We start from the raw sequence: 20998 nt of genomic DNA, 5'->3' as shown, positions 1-20998 counted from the left end.
CTCGTTTTTCAAGTAAAGTTAGGAATTGATTTAGGACCTAGCGTGTCAATTCTTTTACTTATTTTTAGCGTATGAATGATAATCAAGCATCGGGCTTGTTTCTAGCCATTTTTAGCATTATTGTTGGACTTATTGTGAAAAGGTTCGGACAGCCATCATATTGGTATACCCGACCAATTGCTCTGGGAATATTCGTTATCATGCTTGTTCTTTTTGATGTTTTTATTAATAGATCATGAGTTTTATCTACCCTTCTTTATCTGGTATTTTTTCCTTCTTTTTTCAATCAATTCTTTCGCGATAAACAACTGTGATAAGATCCATAGTTATTGAGATTTTATTATCGTTAACTCGCCATCATCAAATCCCACTGCTATTTCCTTTGCTTGTGCAAAAATTGAAGTTTTGAAATCTTCGGATTTTACATATGACTGAACTGGACATCCAGCATAAAAGAAAAATAAGCATCCCACTTTGTGCCCCAAACCGGATTAGAGATCAGCATGGGACTATGAATCGGGGTCTAATGATAGAATGTAGGGTATTTAGATGATAAGTTTGTAACTTATCATGCCAATTGTTCCATTGCAGCTTTGACAATAGGATATAGGATTGAAATCAAATCAGTCGGTGGATTCAGTATTTTTCTTCGAAATTCAGGGGAATTTTTTTAACAAGGAAATAGAAATGGAGGATTACTTAATAATGTTCAACAATACGATTGAGTTCTTGAAAAAGAATAATTTGAAGTATGAATATATGAAATTTTCATCTGGTTCAATAATGCTTGATGTTTGGTTTAATAAAAAATTCTACGTTTTTCAATTTGAACCTAATCAAATAGGATTCTCAGAAGTTGATGAAAATGTGGGCTTTGATACGATACCTGATAAAATAATTTTGAATTCGGATATGTTAAGACTTGTATTGACTAGTATTGTTTAAGGCACTGTCCTTTTATATTGGAAGCTCGTAACCAAATAACCAATGACATTTTCCAGTCGACGATAACTAATGTCACAATTGAAAGAAAATTTTAGATAATTTTTTTGCTGGCATGCATTTCAGTAAATTTGATGCATAAACTAAACTTTAAGTAAGAATGGAAAAGTATAATTACGGGGTCATTGGTCTGGGTGTAATGGGAAGAAATCTGCTTTACAATATTGCCGATAATGGTTTTTCTGTCGTAGGATTCGATTTAGATGAAGAAAAGGTAATCGAACTTCGTAAAGGAGTTGCTTCAGGTACAAAGGTTGTTGGAACTGTTTTTCTAGAGGAATTTGTGTTGAGTTTAGACAGTCCGCGAAAAGTTATTTTGATGGTTCCTGCAGGAAAACCGGTTGATGCTGTTCTTGAAAGCATAACACCGCTTCTGAGTCCAAAAGATGTTGTCGTTGATGCGGGAAATTCTTATTTCAAAGATACCGAGAGACGTATAGCCGATTTAGCTTCTAAAAACCTTCATTTTATGGGAATGGGAGTTTCTGGAGGAGAGCAGGGGGCAAGAAGAGGACCGAGTATTATGCCGGGTGGAGATTTGGAAGTTTTCAATTTGGTGAAGCCTATGCTGGAAGTTATTTCGGCAAAAGTAAAAGGGGAGCCCTGCACCGCTTATATGGGAAAAGGAGCTGCAGGGAATTACGTTAAAATGGTTCACAATGGTATTGAATATGCCATCATGCAATTAATCAGTGAAGCATACGATTTACTGAGAAAAGGAGCTAATCTTACCAATAACCAATTGTATGAAGTTTTCAAAAGATGGAATGAAGGCGAGATGAATTCTTTCCTTATTGAAATAACAAGAGATATTTTCCAGCAAAAAGATGATGTAACAGACGGTTTTCTTGTCGACAAGATTTTAGATAAAGCAGGAGCAAAAGGAACCGGAAAATGGACCTCCCAGGAGGCTATGGAAGTTGGAGTGTCTATTCCAACCATCGATATTGCAGTAACATCAAGAATTTTATCCGCTTACAAAGATGAGCGCGTGAAAGCTTCGCAATTATATGCTAAAGAAGAAGTACAAACTCCTGAAAATACAGAATTGTTCATCAAAGAGGTGGGGGATGCTTTGTATTTATCTACTTTAATCAGTTATGCGCAAGGATTGGCATTATTGGTAAAAGCTTCTGAAGAATATCAGTTTGAAATTCCGTTAAAAGATGTTGTTAAAATCTGGAGGGGTGGATGTATCATCCGTTCGGTTTTATTGGAAAAATTTTATCTGGCTTATTCAAAATACGAGAATTTATCTAATATTTTATTGGATCAGGAAATTTCAGAAATTGTAAAAGATAAAATTTCTTCATTAAGAAAAACAGCTGCTTTTGCTGTATCAAACGGAATTCCAAGCTTAGGAATTCAGTCGGCTCTAGGGTATTTCGAAGCTTATACCACAGCATCTTTACCTGTAAACCTGCTTCAGGCTCAGCGTGATTATTTTGGTGCACACACTTACCAAAGAACTGACAGAGAAGGAGTCTTTCATACCTCATGGCAAAACCCAAATAACTGAATCTAACAATGAGTGACAATACAATCCTGCATCCAACAACGATCGTTATTTTTGGTGCAACAGGGGATTTGGCGAAAAGAAAGCTTTTTCCTGCCTTCTACAATTTATATATCGATGGCAGAATGCCAAAAGGGTTTAATATTTTAGCTTTAGGAAGAGCCGAAAATACGGATGAAAAATTCAGCGCTTATATTAAAGAAAATCTGGAGAGTTTTTCCAGGAAAACTGTAATTAAGGAAGATTGGGCTGGTTTTCAGGCGCACATCAGCTATTTTCAACATCAGCTTGATGAAGAAAGCTCTTATCGGAATTTATATCAGAAACTGGAAAATTTTGATAAGGTGTACGGAATGAGAGGCAACAGACTTTTCTATTTGTCGATTGCACCAAACTTTGTATCGGTAATTTCAAATCATCTTAAAAATACATCTATAGCATCTGATCCTGCAACAGATCGAATTATTATCGAAAAACCTTTTGGTCACAATAAAGAATCTGCCATTGAGCTAAATAATCTTCTTTCACAAACTTTCCAGGAAGAACAGATTTATCGCATTGATCATTATTTAGGTAAAGAAACCGTTCAGAATATTTTGGCGTTCAGGTTCGGAAATTCAATTTTTGAACCGCTTTGGAACCACAGACATATAGAATCGGTACAGATTACGGTTGCCGAAGAAGTAGGTGTGGAAACAAGAGCCAGTTTTTATGAGCAGACAGGAGCTTTGCGCGATATGATTCAGAACCATCTTTTGCAAATTCTTTGTATGGTTGCTATGGAACCTCCGGCTTCACTTGAATCGGGTGAGATCAGGGATCGTAAAGTTGATGTTTTAAAATCCATCCGTAGGATTTCTCCCGAAAAAGTAGATCATTATGCCGTAAGAGGACAGTACGGACGAGGCAAAGTAAACGGGCTAAAAGTAAATGGCTATCGCCAGGAAGAGGGAATTGCTCATGATTCCAATACGGAAACATTTGTCGCTATCAAGTTTTATCTGGATAATGAAAGATGGGAGGATGTTCCTTTTTATGTTCGTACCGGTAAGAAAATGAAAGAAAAGCATTCTTATATAACGATTCACTTTAAGCCACTTCCAAATTCTACGTTTTCAGAAAGCACCTCGCTTCTGTCGGCAAACCGATTGGTTATTAATATCCAGCCACAAATGGACATCAGATTGCAGTTTATGTCTAAAAAACCAGGCTTGTCTTTAGAGCTTAAACCTGTGGAGATGATTTTCGATAATTTTGCCTGTCAGACCGATACGCCCGAAGCTTATGAAACTCTTTTATTGGAAGCACTTGTGGGAGACCTTACACTGTTTATGCGCTCTGATCAGGTAGAAGAAGCTTGGGATGTGATAAAAACGATTCAGGAAACCTGGGAAAAAACCAAAGACCCATCGTTCCCAAATTATGCTTCAGGAAACTGGGGACCTGATGACAGTGATGCACTGGTCGAGCGGCAGGGACATCAGTGGGTTTAAAATCTAATGAAAAGAGAATGAATATTACGATATTTAATAATCTGGATGCTTTATATAAAGAAGCGGCAGATACATTTGTTGAGCTTTCGAAAAAAGCGATCCAGAAGCATGATAAATTTGTGGTCGCGTTGAGTGGTGGCTCTTCACCGAAAGCCATTTTTAGTTTATTAGCTACTCCCGAATATTCAGATAAAATAATTTGGAACAAAATCCATTTTTTTGGGGTAGATGAAAGATGGGTTTCTCTTGAAGACGAGAAAAGTAATTTTAAGATGACTTTGGAAGTACTTTTGAATAAGGTTCCGGTCAATAAAAATCAGATTTTCCCCATGTATAAAGAGGGAATTGAGCCTGAAAATTACGCTAAAGCATACGAAGCCCAAATCAGAAATGTTTTGGGAGCTGACGGTATTTTTGATTTCATTCTTTTAGGAATGGGTGATGATGGCCACACAGCTTCTCTGTTTCCAGGAGAAAAGATCTTACAAGAAAAAGAAAAATGGGTTGATGCCTACTATCTAAAGCCACAGGCAATGTTCAGAATTACTTTGACTGAACCTATTATCAATAAAGCTGAAAATATTCTGATTGTTACCTTTGGTAAATCCAAGAGAAACGCTTTGAATGAAGTTCTTAATGGTGTATATAATCCTGAACTATATCCACTACAGTTAATTGAAAAGAAAGCAGGAGTCCAGATTTTTACCGATAAAGAAGCTGGAATTTAATATCATTTAACTAGAGGGGACTCTAGCCAAAAAGGCTCCCTTAACGATTGACAAGGGTGCTTAAGTACTCTTGTCAATACAGTTATAGCCCCTTATGGAAATATTGGATCTTTTTTATCCTATGTCTCGGGCGATCCGTCGTGCCAAGACGCCTTTAATGTGGTACCCAAGGAATGAGTAGGGAAACTTAAATATAGTCAATTGGTCTATTCGATTTGAAAATAACAGTTAACAAAGCGACTGTTGCAGCATTCATTTTTGATAATGCAATTCTAACCTCAGGATCTTTCTGCGCTTAACTATATGTGAAATTGACGAGGGTGGCAATTACTGTTAATAAAAAGGCTCTCATGGCGTTCTGTTATACTAAAAATTTCCTGGCAGTTTAACCAACGGCTTCCATTCATGAATGGAATAGTACTAGATTATACTGCGCTTGTAGAAAGATACGTCTTTTTTCCTTTGTCGTGCCCGTTTGATTTATAATCTTTTCGGCAAGAGGGAGTTTACTTTCGATGTAGAACTCATTTCGGTTATATCCGTTTATCTGAAATTTTTAGACATATTATTGTTTGTTGAGGTGATTAGCTTATCCTCTATAAAATCTCTGCTTCACCAATAAGTTTAGGTCCTTCATGTAGCCACCATTTACGACCTTTTGTCAAATATTGCTCCAGCTCTTTTACAAGGAGAAAGCGAATAGTCGCAATTCTTTCTTGTCCAGGCATTAGATCTTCGCCCTCAAAATTTATATTACCTATATAAGTCCGCTGTAATTTACCTTCTGACGTATATTCAAACACGTGATTGGGGCTATATCCTGAGATGATGCCTGTTTTTCGACCGCCTTGCTCAGTAGGTGTTCGCTTTATTCTTGCCTTGACTATCAATAATCCATATTGGTTGGTAAGCTCTTTAATGCTGGCAAGGGTGTATTTGTCATATGCCATTACGTCGAACACTTTTGACACGCCCGTATCCAACCATCGTTTGTAGATAAGTTTGCCATTCATGAACAAGTGGAGCTCATTTTCTGAAAAATCTTTAAATATCATTTTGGGCGTTTTTATATTTAGTGTCTTGGATTATTTCTAAAACTCTTTGCAATCTCTAGCCTTTAAATTCTTCAATCAGTTTCTTCGCAATAGGTATATCTGCCGGAGCGAGTTTCCAGTCTAATAGATCGCTAACCTTTACCCACTCGAGTTGATCATGATCGGTAGATTCTGAAGCTATATTCTCGGTCTCGCAAATGAACGAGATCAATTTGATAGCGCCATTATCGTACTGATGTACAGTATCGAAAAAGTGCTGTTTGATTTTGACTTTCAAGTTGAGCTCTTCGATCAATTCCCGAAGCAGCGATTCTTCATTAGATTCACCATCCTCAACCTTACCTCCAGGGAACTCCCAATAGCCCCCTAAAGACTTTTCAGGTTTCCGTCGACAAATCAGAACAAGATCATCTTTGAATATAATCCCGCAAACAACTGTGATAAGATCCATAGTTATTGAGATTTTATTATCGTTAACTCGCCATCATCAAATCCCACCGTTATTGCTATCGCTTGGGCAAAAATTGAAGTTTTGAAATCTTCGGATTTTACATATGCTTGAACTAGACATTCAGCATATTTTAAAATATCCTGCCAGTCTTTATCTTTTAAAAACTCATTACCGAATGAAAAATATTTCTGTTTAGGCTCAAAGTTCCTATTGGTAGCCCAATCGTCATCATCTTTATCGAAAACTTTTGAGCCAGTGAGATACATGGTGAAACCTTCTTCTGATTCGAAAAGCCCGAAATTGAACGCAATTATAGATTTATCAATCCTTTCAGTTTTGTTGATGTTATCCACCCATTCGTGGAATCTTTGATCGACTGGTTTAACTTTATGCAGATAGCTCATCATGGTGCAGTAGGAGTAATGTCGTCAAAAGTAATAATTAATACGTATCTATTCTGGTTTTATTTTCAAGCTGAAAAGATGTTTGAGTGATTTTATCTCATCTCGGATTTGATCTTTGGGCATTGTGTGATCAATATATAAAGAATGAAGCTCCTAGCATCCTTTCTTCCATGGTAAATGGGACAAAAAGAGGGAAAAATATGACTTTAAACGATATGGCGGCGGTAGTTAGGAGATGACAATTACATATCTTTATCGCAGCATAGATTTTTTAGAGAATATTGTTAGTGCGAGAGATGTTGGAAATTACTCGGCGGGATTTATTGCAGGCAGAAAGGGTATCTATTGGGCACAAACCAGGAATAAGTCTTTTTAGACAAAGAACTTTTATGTATGATAAATAAAAAATGAGAACAATTATTAAAATCATTGGTTTTATTGCTCTTTTACTTCTAGTATTTGATCAGTCAAGGTCTATATATAGGCTTGATGATAGTCATTATATTACCGTTTGGAAAAGATTAGGTAATAAATGCATCATCACACTTGATAAACATTATTCAATTTTCAAGCCGTCTAAATATATTGAAACGACCAATGACAATTTGGTAACAATTGTTATTGACAAGCAACATGCAAATTCTGATTTTGTGCTATATTCGGGTCAAGATAAAGCTGTCAACATAGTCGGATATCAAAGTATAGTAATCTATAAAAATGATAAATATGAGGAGTTTAAAAAGCAGTATTATGAGAATAACAGCTATAAAATACACCACTTATATTTTTCTATCGATATCAAGGAAAAATTGATTTCAAAATTTAGTGATGATTAAATACTGTTATATCAATTTTTTTTCAATTTGTAATCTATACAGCCCGATCCGATGATTGGGCTGTGTGATCTTTAGTTCTTCAGTACTAATTCTGCTATTTTAAGTTATTGAATACGTTTATTGTTAACCTTTGAAGACTTTTCGGTATCTCCCGCGTACCGCTTACATACACCTTGTTTGTCCTAGATAGCCCCCGACACCGACTGAAGTAGGAAGATCCTTACGTTTCAATTGTCGAGAACAATAGATGTTGTATCGATGGCGGATATTCACCATCAGCCTCGAAAATATCAACCTTTGTCTGTAGCAACGCTTTATCCCTTATAATCCGATGTTTTGGGAAGACATTTTTTACTTTATTTTCCAGTTTCTCAAATACCCGAGATTCGATAGCACTTATAGGATCAAAAGATTTATCAAGATTGGATATATTCATAATCCTGATTGCATAATATGGTAAAATTACACTAACAAATAAAGAGTACAAAATCTCTTTATTTTCTTCTTGGATAAAGGAAAAGTGATAACAGGGGCTTCCGCCCATAAAGGAGTAGTCCCAAATTTCAGTTGATAGATCAGATAAGGAAGCCTTCAATAGATCCCATTGATTACGGTCGGACCATGCGCTATCGATATAGCTCTTCTTTTTCTTATAAGGTTCCGAATTAGCATAGGCAGCAATATCATCCAGTGAAATATCAGTCGGATAAAATTCCTTCAGTTTCTCTATTATTTGGTGTTTTTCCATCAAAACTAATTTACAAGTAAGATTTCAGGTTTTTATTCCTGCAAAATTGCAATATTCGAGCCAAGCAGAACACTAATATAAGCTTGCATTTCTATCTTCATATTGATCGGATTCTTTTTTACAAAGATTGTATATGTCAGATGCTAAATTAGAAGTCGAATTGATTAATTTCACATTTAAGTCACATTGACGAAGACATTCTTGCTGACAGACAGAACAAGGACAACTATCGTGTAAGTATTGCAGCTCTTATCAGGTTCACACTAGTCTTTTGAAATAGCTGAGTTGAGCGGATCTTTTACCATATTATTGAGAACTTTTTTTGTCATCCGGCTCATGAACGAATCTCGATAGGTCTGTCCGATAGGTACGGCATTTTTATAATGTTCTAATTGAACCATATTCCCATTGATCATTACAATAAATGGAGTAGCAATGATAAAAGACTTATGGATTCGCATAAAGCGATCAGGCAGTAATATATTGTTTAAAGCACTTATGTTGAGCTGGACCATAATACTTTTGTCATCAGCGGTGTAAAAACAGACATATTTTGCTTTAGCTTCAATGTATACGATTTCGTTAAGCTTAATTTTGACCAGCTTCCCTTTATATTCTGTTTTGACAAATATAAATTCTTCCTCTTGTTTAGCGTCGATCGAAAGCTGTTGTTGCGCCCTTTCCACCGCTAGTAGAAAACGTGGAAAAAATATGGGTTTTAATAGGTAGTCCACAACATTGAGGTCAAATCCTTCAAGGGCATATTCTCTGTATGCGGTCGTGAGAATTACCTTATATCTTTCATTCAACATCTTCAAAAATTCCAATCCAGTTATTCCCGGCATTTGAATATCCAAAAACAACAGATTGACCTCCGTGTTGTTAAGTAACTGTAATGCAGCTATTGGATCGGCTGCAGTACCCACTAAATTTAAATAGGGAATCTGTTCAATATGTAGTGTCAGCAGTTCGATATTGTGTGGTTCGTCGTCAATTACGATACAATTTATCATATGTTAGATATTTATAACTATTTCGGTTATGTAATAATTTTCGTCTTCCTTAATTGTAAATGTGTGTGTGCTGCCATACATCAGATTCAGGCGTTGTTGCACATTATTTACGCCGATACCTTTTGATAATTCTTTTGGACCATTTCTTTTTTTATTACTTATCAAGAAGTTTATTTTGGAGTTTCGGGCCATAATTTCAATTGAGACCTGATTTTTTGCATCATGAAGTTCACCATGTTTAAATGCGTTTTCAACCAGCGTGACTAAAGTTAAGGTAGGGATTTTAGCGTCCTTAAGTTGAATATCTTCGCTGTAGCTTATTTTTATGTTGTTATTGAACCGGATTTGGTTCATCTGAATAACTTTTTTTATTTGCTCAGCTTCTAAAGCTAACGGTACAATTCCCTGTTCACCCCAATCCTCCAATGCGTAACTCATTATTTCTGATAGCAGATGGACTGCCTGTGACGCTTCAGGATTGCTCTTATACGTTTTTGTGTAAATTAAGCTCAATGAATTAAAAAGGAAGTGAGGATTGATCTGATATTTTATTGCCGCCAATTCCGCTTTTAATTTTTCACGCTCCAACTGTTCTTTAATCCTGCGAATCACGTTTGAACAAATAGCAACGGCCACAAAATAGGATATAACGGTGGAGGCAATATTTAGTATTGTTGTTGTTATAAAAAATGAATCCGGACTTAGGTTTCCGGCGCTTTCTCGATCGCTTCTGTGCACGAAAAATGTCCAGTAATATTCATAAATAGTTAGCACGGTGAAGAAGGCGATGACCTGGACTGATACTTTTCCCCAGCGTCGATCCATAATCGCGGGTATAGCAAAATGATATATAAGCACGTAGAAAACTACCGTGCCTTTTATGATTGTATGAGTAAAACTTACATAGAGATTAATTCCACCTTCAAATTGATCAACTGTTTTATCAAAGCCCTGAAGTTGTACCAGAAAGAGAAATACGGCGACACTCCATATTCCATAAATCAGGAAAATAACCAAAAACTCCTTCCACTTTATCCTGAATGCTAATGACATTTAAACCTCGAATAACTTATTGCTGTTCTTTTTTTAAACAAAATTAGTTGAAATGGATGATGATTGAAAGTTTTATCTATTGACAATAAGATTATAGGCACGAACGGTACTATTGGTTACATCAAAACGGACAAGCGATATCGGGCAGGTGGCTAGATGTCGTTCAATGGTGATATTAATATAATAGTTTCCGGCCCCAAGTACAAGGACCGGAAATTGATACATTAGGAAATCATGTATTTGTTAAATTGTTGCACGCTCGGATATTAATTGAGTAACTATAAAATTAATTGAAGACCTGACAGCTGTATTAGCACGATGAGCATAAAATTACAGGGATGCGATTTATTTATATTTGACAAATGTCGCTACAATTTTTTTAACCTTGATATTATTTGTAATCGAACCGCCTGTATAAGTATTATTCTTTTTGCCGTTCTGTAGATTTCCAAAGTCTGATTTTGATGATCCCGTCACTTCCTCGGTGAGTTTCATGACCACAGCATCCGCACCTTTAGATTGGCCGAGTGTTATTACCTTTTGCTGCGCGGCCTCTATGGAGCCAAAACCTTTGCCTATATCCGTTGTTCCCATTACTTCGTATCCTTTTTTAATGTCATTTACATCAAAAAAAACATCCACATGCTGGGTTGGAGCATAACTTTTCCCAAAGTAAGATGGAGCAGAACAAGAGGTGGCGGCTAAGGCAATCATTGCAACCGATTTGATCAATAAATTTTTCATTTGTTTAATTCTGTATGAGTGGTTTTATTTCTTATTTCGTACAATATTAGGGGAAAGATAAGTAGGTATAAAGTTTTAAGCATCAATAAAGGTATTCGTGGTATAAACACTGTAATTTACTGCATTAAATAGCTTAAGAACCATTTCAATTGGCGTAAGGTCTTAGCATATTGGAAGCAATCTGTAAAGTATTGGAATGCCAGCCTTGAGACATTTTGGGATTTGTTGAGGGCTGAGGGCTTGATTTTGTTCAGATAAAATCTTGATGATCTGAACTTCTGAAAGTTTACTGTTTTTCATAGCCTTCCAAATTCAAAAACTATATTTAAATGTTTCGGTTTTTCGGGGAGAGGTCAGAGGCAAATTTACAGCTTCTCTATTTTTCATTTAGGTAAGTGTGCAATCAATTCGACTTCTAATTTAGCATCTGACATATACAATCTTTGTACTTGTATCCAGGTAGCGGCAGGAAAGTCATTATTGTAAAACTGTTTCCTTACATCATTATATTTCTTCATTGCTTCAATGTCTGTCGTGTATAAATTCTCTTTTACCACATGTTGAAATGTTGCTCCAAAACTGGCCAAAGACGCTTTTAAATCATTGTAAACAGCTTGAATTCCTTTAGGAGAAAGATCCGTCGTTATGGCGCCAGATATATAAAGAACGTTATCAACTTTTAAAACTTGACAATATCCTGCTGTTGTATCCTGTTTCATTTTGTTGTTATTCCAATGCCATTTTTCTTTTTTGATATTTTTTTTCCGTGAAAAAGTATTGCTAAAAATTAATAGAAATGGAAGTAAAATAAGGTATTTCATCGTTTTTGGTCTTTATTTTAATGGAGATTTTCATTGTTAGTTATTTTCCTAAATTAAGAAATTTAGGAATTGGTAACACCTTTTCAGAAACTTCTATCTTTATTTCAAAATAGAGTATAATAGCTCCTCCTTTAAAATGTTCGATTTTTATGCGTTACAGGTAGGGAAAGAATCCTGCTACTAACTAAAAATGTCTTTTACCGGTTGCCTCATCTCAATTAAAGAAAACATCATCCTTTAACAGACTTTTCGATATCTCCTTCATATCGCTTAGATAGATATTGTTTTCCATAGATAGCGAGTTCTACATTCATATTTTTGCTTTACTCATAAAAACGAAAGATATGGTAAATCAATTTTTAATTAAGGAAACTAGGGAAGATATGGCCCGAATTCTCTCCTTTTAAAATGTCATGTTTTGCGGTGGGGAGGTCAATTCGTATGAAATATAAAATTTTATTTGGGGTACCAATGATTTTGATTTAGTAAATTTATCACTATATTAAGTTCGTCGTTCGTACCAATTATCAGAATTTGCCAAATGAAATCTCCTAAAGAAGCTGCTACACTGGAAAAACTTAAAAATGGAGACCTAAATTCGTTTAATGAAATTTATTTCCATTATTCGCCAAAGATCTATGTTAGATTGATCAAATTGGTGAAAAATCAAACTATTGTAGAAGAAATCTTACAAGAAGTATTTACCAAAATATGGCTCCAACGTGAAAAGATTGACCCTAATAAGGGATTTGTCTCATTTCTCAATCATATTGCGGATAATTTGGCCATGGATTTTTTTCGAAAAGTACAGAGAGACAAGGCTCTTCAATTGGAAATATGGGCTTCAGCTATAGAATTGTATTATCATACCGAAGAAAAACTGTTTTTCAAAGATAAGCAACAGATGTTGACCAATGCAATCGACTCCTTAAGCCCCAAACGAAAGGAGATTCTGATCCTCAATAAATTTGAAGACAAAAGTTATAAAGAAATAGCCGATTTACTGGGTATCTCAGTATCTACTGTGAGTAATCAATTGGTGAGTGCACTCAAAGATATCAAAAAATATATTCAAGAAAACTACCGAGATGAGTATATAATCAGTCTTTTTGCGGCCTTTTTATTTAAGCTATAAAAAAAATAAAAAAAGTAATAGTGTGATTCTCTTTGTCAAACGTATAGAGTAACAAATACAGCAATGTATTGAACTAATTATAGTAAATTTTGAAAGAGCAATCCTTTAAAGATCAATTGTTGGCGTATATCCACAACCGCTTGGATGCGCAGTATTATGAGTCATTTTTTGACGAAATGGCCGAGATGGATACTGCAATTCTGGAGTTATGGATCACTGAGATGCTAGATCAGGATGAAGGACAAGCATTACAACAAATTCCGTTACCAGATTTAAGCGTGGTTCATCGGAAAGTACTCGATCATATTTATGCCGTAGATCCGCCCAAACCTATGCTAATTCAGAGAATAAGCCCGTGGGCCTGGGCTTCCTGTGCCGCCGTGCTAATTTGCGTACTGTCGGTTCTCTTTTTGAAAAATTTCTCGACCTCAACAAAAGAACAGGTTACCTGGTATGAAAATAAAAATGCTTATACAATCAATGCTCAGCTTCCTGATAGCACGACCGTTATCCTTTATCCACATGCAAAAATTGGATTCGAATATAGTGGCCGAGGCCACCGCGATGTACATCAGGTGCAAGGGCGAGTTATTTATAACGTGCACAAAAACAAAAATGCACCATTTCAAGTCAATTACAAAGGATATTTGACCACTGCCTTAGGGACAATATTTAGCGTAGATCCCAAGGATGCCGATCATGTACTGATAAAACTAATGAAGGGCAAAATCTCGGTCGGATCAGTTACAGCGGAAAGTCGAGATTTAATATACCTCAAACCAAAAGAGGAAGTATTGGTCAACTTAAAACTGCAACAGATGATTAAGTTTTCGGAGCCTGAATTGACAAAATCTCAGCCTGATCGTGTGGATAAGGAGTTAAGAAAACTCATTCCACATCTAACTGCCAATGTCGAATGGACCAATCAGTCTGTCAAATTTAACCAAACCAAAAACGTTCTACTCTTAAGAGTAATCGAAAGCCTTTATGATGTTTCGATTATATGTGATAATCCTGATTTGCTCAACAGTTCATTTACAGGAAGTTTAAATAGCAAAGAATCGCTAGCCAATTTTTTGAACAGCTTCTGTCAATTGAACGGTTGTACATTCCAAGTGAACAATGGTATTGTCAACATCAGTAATTCGGGAAGAAAGGAGGACGTACAGTAGGAGAGAATCAACCCAACGCAGAAAAATAAACCAATATATAAATCAGAATAACCAACTGTAAACAATTATGAAGCATATTCTAATCAAATTAATGCTCGTGGGATTGCTATTTCCATACTTTTCTGTAGGATTTGCGCAATCAAACCTGAAAGTAAATGGTAAAATAGTTGACAACGAAGGTAATACATTACCCGGCGCAACTATTGATCTTGTCCACGAGAAGAGCAGTAAAAAAAAACATTTTGTGGCCGATAACAACGGATTATTTGTTTTAACTCCACTTGTTGCTGGCGAAAATTATACGATCTATGCCCACCATCTCGGCTACGATACAGATTCTGTTAAGCATTTTGTGGCAACGGCTACCAGCAAAAATACAGTGCTTATCCGTCTGAAATCACACACTGGAATAATAGACGAAGTTGTTGTCGTCGGTTACGGTGTTCAGAAAAAGGTCAATTTGACGGGTGCTGTTTCCGCCGTATCGGGTGAAGATCTGAACAATAGACCCATTGGGCAAACTTCGTCGGCCCTTCAGGGCATGGCCTCTGGAGTAACCGTGACGCAGCGTTCTGGTAAGCCGGGAGCGGACGGTGCGGATATCCGTATTCGCGGTATCGGTACGCTTGGCAACGCAGCGCCGTTAGTGTTGATTGATGGGATCGAAGGTTCTATCAATAATATCGACCCCAATGTAATAGAGAATATTTCAATATTAAAAGATGCCGCATCTGCATCGATCTATGGCTCGAGAGCTGCCAATGGTGTTATCTTAGTCACGACCAAAAGAGGAAGTTCTGATAAAGTCGCTATTGCCTACAATAATTATTTCGGCTGGCAGTCTGCGACTAATATGCCCAAAATCGTCAATGCCCTGGATCATATGCTGCTGACGAATGAAGCGTATACCAATGTTGGTGCGAGTCCATTATATCCAGAAGATATCATTGCCGCCTATCGTAATCAGGGCAACGACAGTTCGGACGAGTATCCCAATACCGATTGGCAAAAGGAGTCCTTGCAGGGGAATGGATTTCAGCAAAGCCATTTTCTGACGGTCAATGCTGGCACCAACAAAGTAAAAATGCTGACCTCGGTCGGTTATTTCGACCAGAAGGGCTTGACACTAAATAGCTCGTTTAAGCGCTATACCATCCGCAACAACGTGGATGTTAAATTCTCAGATCAGCTCGCCGTTAAATTTGACTTTCAATACGTCAATCCGATCGTCACCTCACCAGCAGCGAGCATCGAAGAACTTTTTCAGTGGATGAGCAGTATTCCTGCCAATCAATCCTTCAGAAACTCCAATGGTACATGGGGACTGGGCTGGAATGGTAATAATCCTGTCTCCGCCGCCGCTGATGGCGGTGTTTCTACCAACAAAAGTCCATTTGGAAGTATCAATGCATCATTGATCTATAGACCCAAAGAATGGTTGACCGCTGAGGTCAATTATGCACCTAAATATGCGACGCAGGTAAATAAGAATTTCCGGAAAGCAGTGCAGTCCTATTTCCCAGATGGTACGCCGAGCTTCTCGGTCCCTGTGCGTACAGCACTTACTCAATACAATAGCCAAGAACTTTTTAATAATATGCGGGCGACTCTTACGTTAAACAAAGATTTTGGTCCACATCAGTTGAAAGCATTGGTTGGTGGTTCGCAGGAAGACTACAAGGTTGATTACTCCCAGGGGTTTAGGGACACCTACGTTCTCCCTGACTATGAAGTGCTCAATGCGGGTTCGGCATTAAATCAGTCAGCGACAGGAAGTGCTTCAGAGTGGGCATTACAATCTTTATTTTCCCGGATCAATTATATTTTCAAAGATCGTTATCTTTTAGAACTCAATGCACGCTACGATGGTTCGTCCAGGTTTGCCAAAGGTAATCGCTATGGTTTTTTTCCATCGGCATCCGCCGGATGGCGTTTTTCCGAGGAGCGGTTCCTAACCGCATCCAAGGGATGGCTTACTGAGGGGAAAATCAGGGCATCATGGGGTAAACTGGGAAATCAGAATATTGGGACCTATCCAGCCGTGGCATCTTTAAACCTAGGTTCGTACACATTAGGCAATGGCATCGTCAATACGGCAGCGCTAAATGATATGTCTAATCCTGATATTACATGGGAGTCTACCGAGGAGAAAAATATCGGTATTGATCTTACCCTATTTAAACGATGGATTATTACAGCAGATTTTTACAATAGAAGAACCAGTGATATATTATTACAGCTGGATATCCCGCTCATCATTGGTTTAAATAAGCCTTATCAAAATGCAGGCGTCGTCGAGAATAAAGGTTGGGAGCTTTCCATGGGCTATCGAAGCGATCCGGCCAAAGACTTTAAATATAATTTTACACTCAACCTCTCTGATGTCAAAAACAAAGTGTTGGATATGCGCGGAATCAATCAGACTGGTCTAACGGTCAATCGGGAAGGCTATCCCATTAATTCGATCTTTGGCTATGTTTCCGATGGCTATTTCCAAACAGTGGAGGAGGTAAAAGCTCATGCCACACAGTTTGGTACCTTAGCACCAGGTGATCTCAAATACCGTGATCAGAATGATGACGGAGTGATTAATGAGTCCGATAAGGTTATCATTGGTAGTACCATTCCACGATATACCTATTCGCTCAACTCCAATTTTAGTTTCAAGGGGTTCGACCTCAGTTTTCTTTTGCAAGGTGTAGGCAAAGCAGATGGCTACCTATACGGGGCCGGTATTCAGCCCTTTACGACGACCGGGGCAATTGGTGGAACAATTCGTGAGGATAATAAAGATAGATGGACACCCGATAATACTACAGCGAAATATCCCCGATTGGCTTTCGGACAGAATAACAACCAGCAGTCTTCCCAATTTTGGATGAAAAATGCCGCCTATCTTCGCCTGAAAAATTTGCAGCTCGGCTATACCTTTCAGGCTGAGCTACTAAAGTCCATCGGGCTGAATAAACTTCGGGTATTTGTTAATGGTTCAAACTTATTCAGCGTAGATAAATTTTGGGACGGTTATGACGTCGAAGCACCAGTAGGCTATGGTAACTTTTACCCACAGGTAAAGGTGTATTCTTTTGGATTGGATATTACATTATAAACTTGGCTTGTATGAAAACTCTAAATAAACTCGCGTTATATATGCTATCGATTGCAGTTCTCCTTTTGGTGGGGGCATGCGAAAAATACTTGGACAGATCGCCCTTGGATGGCCCTTCGGACGAAAATTATTTCAAAAATCAGGATGAGCTGACATTGGTTGTCAATGGTTTGTACAGTGCCCTGGCATTTCATCCCACGGACGACATGCCTATTAACCTTACCCTTGATGATGCCACCGATATTGGGTGGGACCGTAATACCTCTGATTTACAAGCTGTGGGAAGGGGAGATCACGACAGCAACAATGGCTACATCCGGAATATCTGGACCAATTCTTATAAGGTCATTGGCAAATGTAATTTCATCCTGGACAATATCCAGAAGTTGGATGGAAAGATGGATGCCAAACTCCAACAGCGTTATAAAGGCGAGACACAGTTTATCCGGGCTTATGTTTACCAATATCTGATCGATTACTTTGGAGGAGTACCTTTGGTTACGAGCGGCCTAAGCCTTGCTGATGCCAATGTTCCGAAGACGTCTAAGGCTGAAATTGCTAGCTTCATCCTCAAAGAACTCGATGAAGCTGCCGCTATTTTACCGGTAAGCTATGGTTCGGCAGATATTGGGCGTGCGACCAAAGGGGCAGCATTGGCCATACGTGCTCGGGCAGCACTTAATAACGGACTTTGGGATGAAGCAGCCCATTCGGCCAAAGAAGTCATGGACCTAAACGTATATGCCTTACACGCCGATTTCGGCCAATTATTTACGTACGATGGGCAGGCTTCCAAGGAGATTATTTTTGCTTTTCAATATCTGCGATTACAAAAAACAAAGACCCACAGTGCTACGCGCGGATTTCTGTCGCGCAACGCGCAAGGGACTTCCAACAAAATCCCATCGCAATCCATTGTTGATAGCTATCTCTGCACCGATGGATTTGCCATTGACAAATCTTCCAGATTTGATCCTAAAAAACCATTCTCCAATCGAGATCCGCGTCTGGGATATACCATTGCACTTCCCGGTAGCACGTTTTTTGGTTTTCAGTTTGAGACCCATAAGGATAGTATAACCTGTTGGAACTATACATACAATACATCTACCGCAGTACGTATCCAAAATCAGGATGCGATCAATGCTTATGCGACCTTTTCTGGTTATTGTTGGAAAAAATATGTCGATATAAAGGACAAAGATTTTACCATGGAATCGGAGTTAAATATTATTCAGAGCCGCTATGCCGAAGTGTTGTTGATTTACGCCGAGGCGATGGTCGAAAACAATACGATCGACAAAACCGTCTATGACGCAATCAACAGCATCAGGCAGCGCCCTACCGTCGATATGCCGGCAATCGCGAGTAATAAAACGCAAGCTGAGCTGCGCGAGATCATACGGAAAGAAAGACTTTACGAATTAGCCAATGAAGGCTTTCGCTTAGTCGATTTGAGACGGTGGAAACTGGCCGATAAATTTATGAATTCAACGCTCTATGGCCGTATTCCAAAAGGTTTGCTGGCCAATGCGCCGACGATCGATGGGGATAATTACGTGAATTATAAAAATGTCGCTAATCAGAAAGACATGCGGGTTATCGAGCTCCGAAAGTTCGATCCCAGCAAGAATTATCTTTGGCCGATCCCGAATATTGAAATTGTAACGAATAAAAACCTGGAACAAAATCCAGGCTATTAAATCCTAAGATGATGAAGAAGACACTCGTAATGATCATTGGACTTTTGACGATGTTTTGGCATTTAGTCAAAGGGCAAACAGACAGACAGGTAGATCTATGTATTTATGGTGCAACCTCAGCCGGTGTAATAGCCGCCTACACCGCTTCACAGGCCGGAAAATCCGTCTTACTGATCGATCCTGGTACACGGGTAGGAGGGCTCAGCTCCGGTGGATTAGGGCAAACGGATATCGGAAACAAATATGTCGTCACAGGGCTCGCTCTTGATTTTTATCGCAAAATGGGCAAGCACTATGGCAGTTTTGAACAATGGATTTTTGAACCCAAGGTAGCCGAATCTATTTTTAAGGACTATCTGGTACATGCTAACACACCAATGTTAATGGGACATCGTTTGGTAGCCGTAAAGACTGACAATCGATCGATTAAAACCATTTCACTGCTTCCAAGTGAGCAGGGGGATGGAAAAAAAATAACTGTAGCAGCCAAAATATTTATGGACTGCAGCTACGAGGGTGACCTCATGGCCAAAGCTGGTGTGTCCTATCACGTTGGGCGAGAGTCAAACAGTACCTATGGAGAGACGATTAATGGTGTTCAATTGCTTGATGGCCATCAGTTTCCCGAGGGTGTAGATCCCTATAAGATAAAAGGTGATCCTCAGAGTGGTATTTTATGGGGGATCAATACGGAGCCTTTAAAACAAAATGGAACGGGAGATGCTAAGGTTCAAGCTTATAATTATCGGATCACATTGACCAATGTCCCTGAAAACAGAATAGAAATCACCAAACCGGATAATTACGACGCAACCAATTATGAACTCTTAAAGCGCCAAAAAGAAATACAGCCTTGGAAGAGTATCCAGGACGTATTTATTTGGAGCCTTATGCCCAATGGAAAGACCGATATCAATAATAGGAATGGATTTTCAACAGATATGATCGGCATGAACTGGCGTTATCCCGAAGCCGATTATTTCGAGCGGAAGGAGATTATCAAGGCCCACGAAGATTACACCAAGGGTCTCTTATATTTTGTTGCCAACGATATTTCGGTACCGGAGGCGATACGAAGCGAATTCAAAAAATGGGGATACCCCAAAGACGAATATCCCGACAATAGCCATTGGTCTCCACAATTATATATTCGGGAGGCCCGCAGGATGATTGCAGATGTCGTTATGACCCAAGACCACTGTCAGGGTCGTGCGCTTGTATCCGATGGCGTAGGCTATGCTGCATACACCATGGACTCGCACAATTGTGACCGTGTGATCGTCAATGGCATGGTCAAAAATGAAGGGAACGTTGAGGTTGGCGGATTTTCTCCCTTCCCGATTTCCTATAAGGCTATTGTGCCCAAAAAAGAGGAAATCGACAATCTTGTTGTTCCCGTATGCCTGTCGGCAAGTCACATTGCCTTTGGCTCCATTCGCATGGAGCCCGTATTTATGGTATTGGGGCAATCCGGTGCGGTGGCTGCCTGCGAAGCGATCGATAACAAAATAGCTATTCAGGATGTTGATATTAAACGCGTGGAGAAAATACTGCGAGACAACCCGAAAGCGGATGGCCGTAAGGCCGATTATATCATTCATGTTGATGATAAGGATCAGGTTATGTTGAAGGGAGCTTGGCATAAATCGTCAAAAAAGGGTTATGGTATGAGTTATCAGGAAGTGGATAATGATCTTTCTGCTGTAGCACGTTTTGCTCCTGGAAAGGATTTTACCGCGGGGAAATATAAGCTTTACAGCTATTTTCCGAAAACGGCCGAAAGCACGGAATCTGGAAAGTTCATTATCCATACCGGAAAGACAAGGATCGAAAAAGATATAAATTTCAAGGAAGTCCATATTTTGGGACAGACAACCAGTACCTGGGTAGCGCTCGGTGAATACGAATTTGAGAAAGGAAGTAACAAACCTTATGTGGAGATTATGTCATCCGGAAAAGGCGTTATGGCGGCAAATGCGCTATTGTGGGTTCCGGTCACCGATCAAAATTAAACG

General features: G+C 38.5%; 18 protein-coding genes. 9 read left to right on the top strand and 9 right to left on the bottom strand.

What is annotated here, in order from left to right; all coding sequences use genetic code 11:
• The first annotated feature begins 1102 nt into the window (after positions 1–1102).
• From gndA to pgl, 3 genes are read left to right on the top strand one after another with little or no spacing between them, the layout of a single operon-like run.
• Entirely contained in the window at positions 1103–2521 is a 1419-nt protein-coding gene (gndA, locus tag HS960_RS10340) for an NADP-dependent phosphogluconate dehydrogenase (protein WP_182332545.1), read from the top strand.
• A gap of 8 nt (positions 2522–2529) precedes the next feature.
• Entirely contained in the window at positions 2530–4011 is a 1482-nt protein-coding gene (gene zwf, locus HS960_RS10335; RefSeq protein ID WP_182332543.1) for a glucose-6-phosphate dehydrogenase, read from the top strand.
• A gap of 17 nt (positions 4012–4028) precedes the next feature.
• Complete coding sequence (pgl, locus tag HS960_RS10330; RefSeq protein WP_182332541.1) at positions 4029–4739, top strand: 6-phosphogluconolactonase; 711 nt, start codon at positions 4029–4031, stop codon at positions 4737–4739.
• 596 nt (positions 4740–5335) lie between these two features.
• Here pgl and HS960_RS10325 read toward each other — a convergent pair.
• Genes HS960_RS10325 through HS960_RS10315 form a run of 3 tightly spaced genes read right to left on the bottom strand, consistent with a single transcriptional unit; the run spans position 5336 to position 6652 of the window.
• Positions 5336–5794 carry a hypothetical protein gene (locus HS960_RS10325; protein ID WP_182332539.1) on the bottom strand — a complete coding sequence of 153 codons (459 nt, stop codon included), beginning with the start codon at positions 5792–5794 and terminating at the stop codon, positions 5336–5338.
• Between the two features lie 55 nt (positions 5795–5849).
• Positions 5850–6245, bottom strand: coding sequence for a (deoxy)nucleoside triphosphate pyrophosphohydrolase (locus HS960_RS10320; protein WP_159732747.1), 396 nt, complete (start codon positions 6243–6245; stop codon positions 5850–5852).
• 2 nt (positions 6246–6247) lie between these two features.
• Positions 6248–6652 carry a hypothetical protein gene (locus tag HS960_RS10315; RefSeq protein ID WP_182332537.1) on the bottom strand — a complete coding sequence of 135 codons (405 nt, stop codon included), beginning with the start codon at positions 6650–6652 and terminating at the stop codon, positions 6248–6250.
• Positions 6653–7056: 404 nt separating this feature from the next.
• Between HS960_RS10315 and HS960_RS10310 the strand changes: the two genes are divergently transcribed.
• Positions 7057–7485: a hypothetical protein gene (locus HS960_RS10310; RefSeq protein WP_159732250.1), complete on the top strand. Its 429-nt coding sequence runs from the start codon at positions 7057–7059 to the stop codon at positions 7483–7485.
• A gap of 220 nt (positions 7486–7705) precedes the next feature.
• Here the strand turns inward: HS960_RS10310 and HS960_RS10305 are convergent, their stop codons facing one another.
• The 6 genes from HS960_RS10305 to HS960_RS10280 form a co-directional block, all read right to left on the bottom strand.
• Positions 7706–8233 carry a hypothetical protein gene (locus HS960_RS10305; protein WP_182332535.1) on the bottom strand — a complete coding sequence of 176 codons (528 nt, stop codon included), beginning with the start codon at positions 8231–8233 and terminating at the stop codon, positions 7706–7708.
• A 263-nt stretch (positions 8234–8496) separates the two neighbouring features.
• A complete protein-coding gene (locus tag HS960_RS10300) occupies positions 8497–9246 on the bottom strand; it encodes a LytR/AlgR family response regulator transcription factor (RefSeq protein WP_153845551.1) in 750 nt (249 codons plus the stop codon).
• 3 nt (positions 9247–9249) lie between these two features.
• Positions 9250–10299 (bottom strand): sensor histidine kinase, encoded by a 1050-nt coding sequence (locus HS960_RS10295; RefSeq protein WP_159732256.1) that lies wholly within the window; start codon positions 10297–10299, stop codon positions 9250–9252.
• Between the two features lie 72 nt (positions 10300–10371).
• Positions 10372–10524: a hypothetical protein gene (locus HS960_RS10290; protein ID WP_159732259.1), complete on the bottom strand. Its 153-nt coding sequence runs from the start codon at positions 10522–10524 to the stop codon at positions 10372–10374.
• A gap of 120 nt (positions 10525–10644) precedes the next feature.
• Positions 10645–11043 (bottom strand): hypothetical protein, encoded by a 399-nt coding sequence (locus HS960_RS10285; protein ID WP_200845708.1) that lies wholly within the window; start codon positions 11041–11043, stop codon positions 10645–10647.
• 383 nt (positions 11044–11426) lie between these two features.
• Positions 11427–11864 (bottom strand): RidA family protein, encoded by a 438-nt coding sequence (locus HS960_RS10280; RefSeq protein ID WP_182332533.1) that lies wholly within the window; start codon positions 11862–11864, stop codon positions 11427–11429.
• Between the two features lie 541 nt (positions 11865–12405).
• Between HS960_RS10280 and HS960_RS10275 the strand changes: the two genes are divergently transcribed.
• From HS960_RS10275 to HS960_RS10255, 5 genes are all read left to right on the top strand, one after another.
• The gene (locus HS960_RS10275) at positions 12406–12999 is read left to right on the top strand and encodes an RNA polymerase sigma factor (RefSeq protein ID WP_153845555.1); all 594 of its coding nucleotides are present in this window, start codon (positions 12406–12408) and stop codon (positions 12997–12999) included.
• 89 nt (positions 13000–13088) lie between these two features.
• Positions 13089–14171 carry a FecR family protein gene (locus tag HS960_RS10270; protein WP_159732266.1) on the top strand — a complete coding sequence of 361 codons (1083 nt, stop codon included), beginning with the start codon at positions 13089–13091 and terminating at the stop codon, positions 14169–14171.
• A 67-nt stretch (positions 14172–14238) separates the two neighbouring features.
• Complete coding sequence (locus HS960_RS10265) at positions 14239–17280, top strand: SusC/RagA family TonB-linked outer membrane protein (RefSeq protein WP_182332531.1); 3042 nt, start codon at positions 14239–14241, stop codon at positions 17278–17280.
• Between the two features lie 11 nt (positions 17281–17291).
• Complete coding sequence (locus HS960_RS10260; RefSeq protein ID WP_153845558.1) at positions 17292–18983, top strand: RagB/SusD family nutrient uptake outer membrane protein; 1692 nt, start codon at positions 17292–17294, stop codon at positions 18981–18983.
• An 8-nt stretch (positions 18984–18991) separates the two neighbouring features.
• Positions 18992–20995 carry an FAD-dependent oxidoreductase gene (locus HS960_RS10255; protein WP_227550136.1) on the top strand — a complete coding sequence of 668 codons (2004 nt, stop codon included), beginning with the start codon at positions 18992–18994 and terminating at the stop codon, positions 20993–20995.
• The last annotated feature ends 3 nt before the right edge of the window (positions 20996–20998 follow it).

Source organism: Sphingobacterium paramultivorum, from assembly GCF_014109745.1.
GTDB lineage: Bacteria > Bacteroidota > Bacteroidia > Sphingobacteriales > Sphingobacteriaceae > Sphingobacterium > Sphingobacterium paramultivorum.
This window is presented reverse-complemented; position numbering and strand designations above follow the sequence as displayed.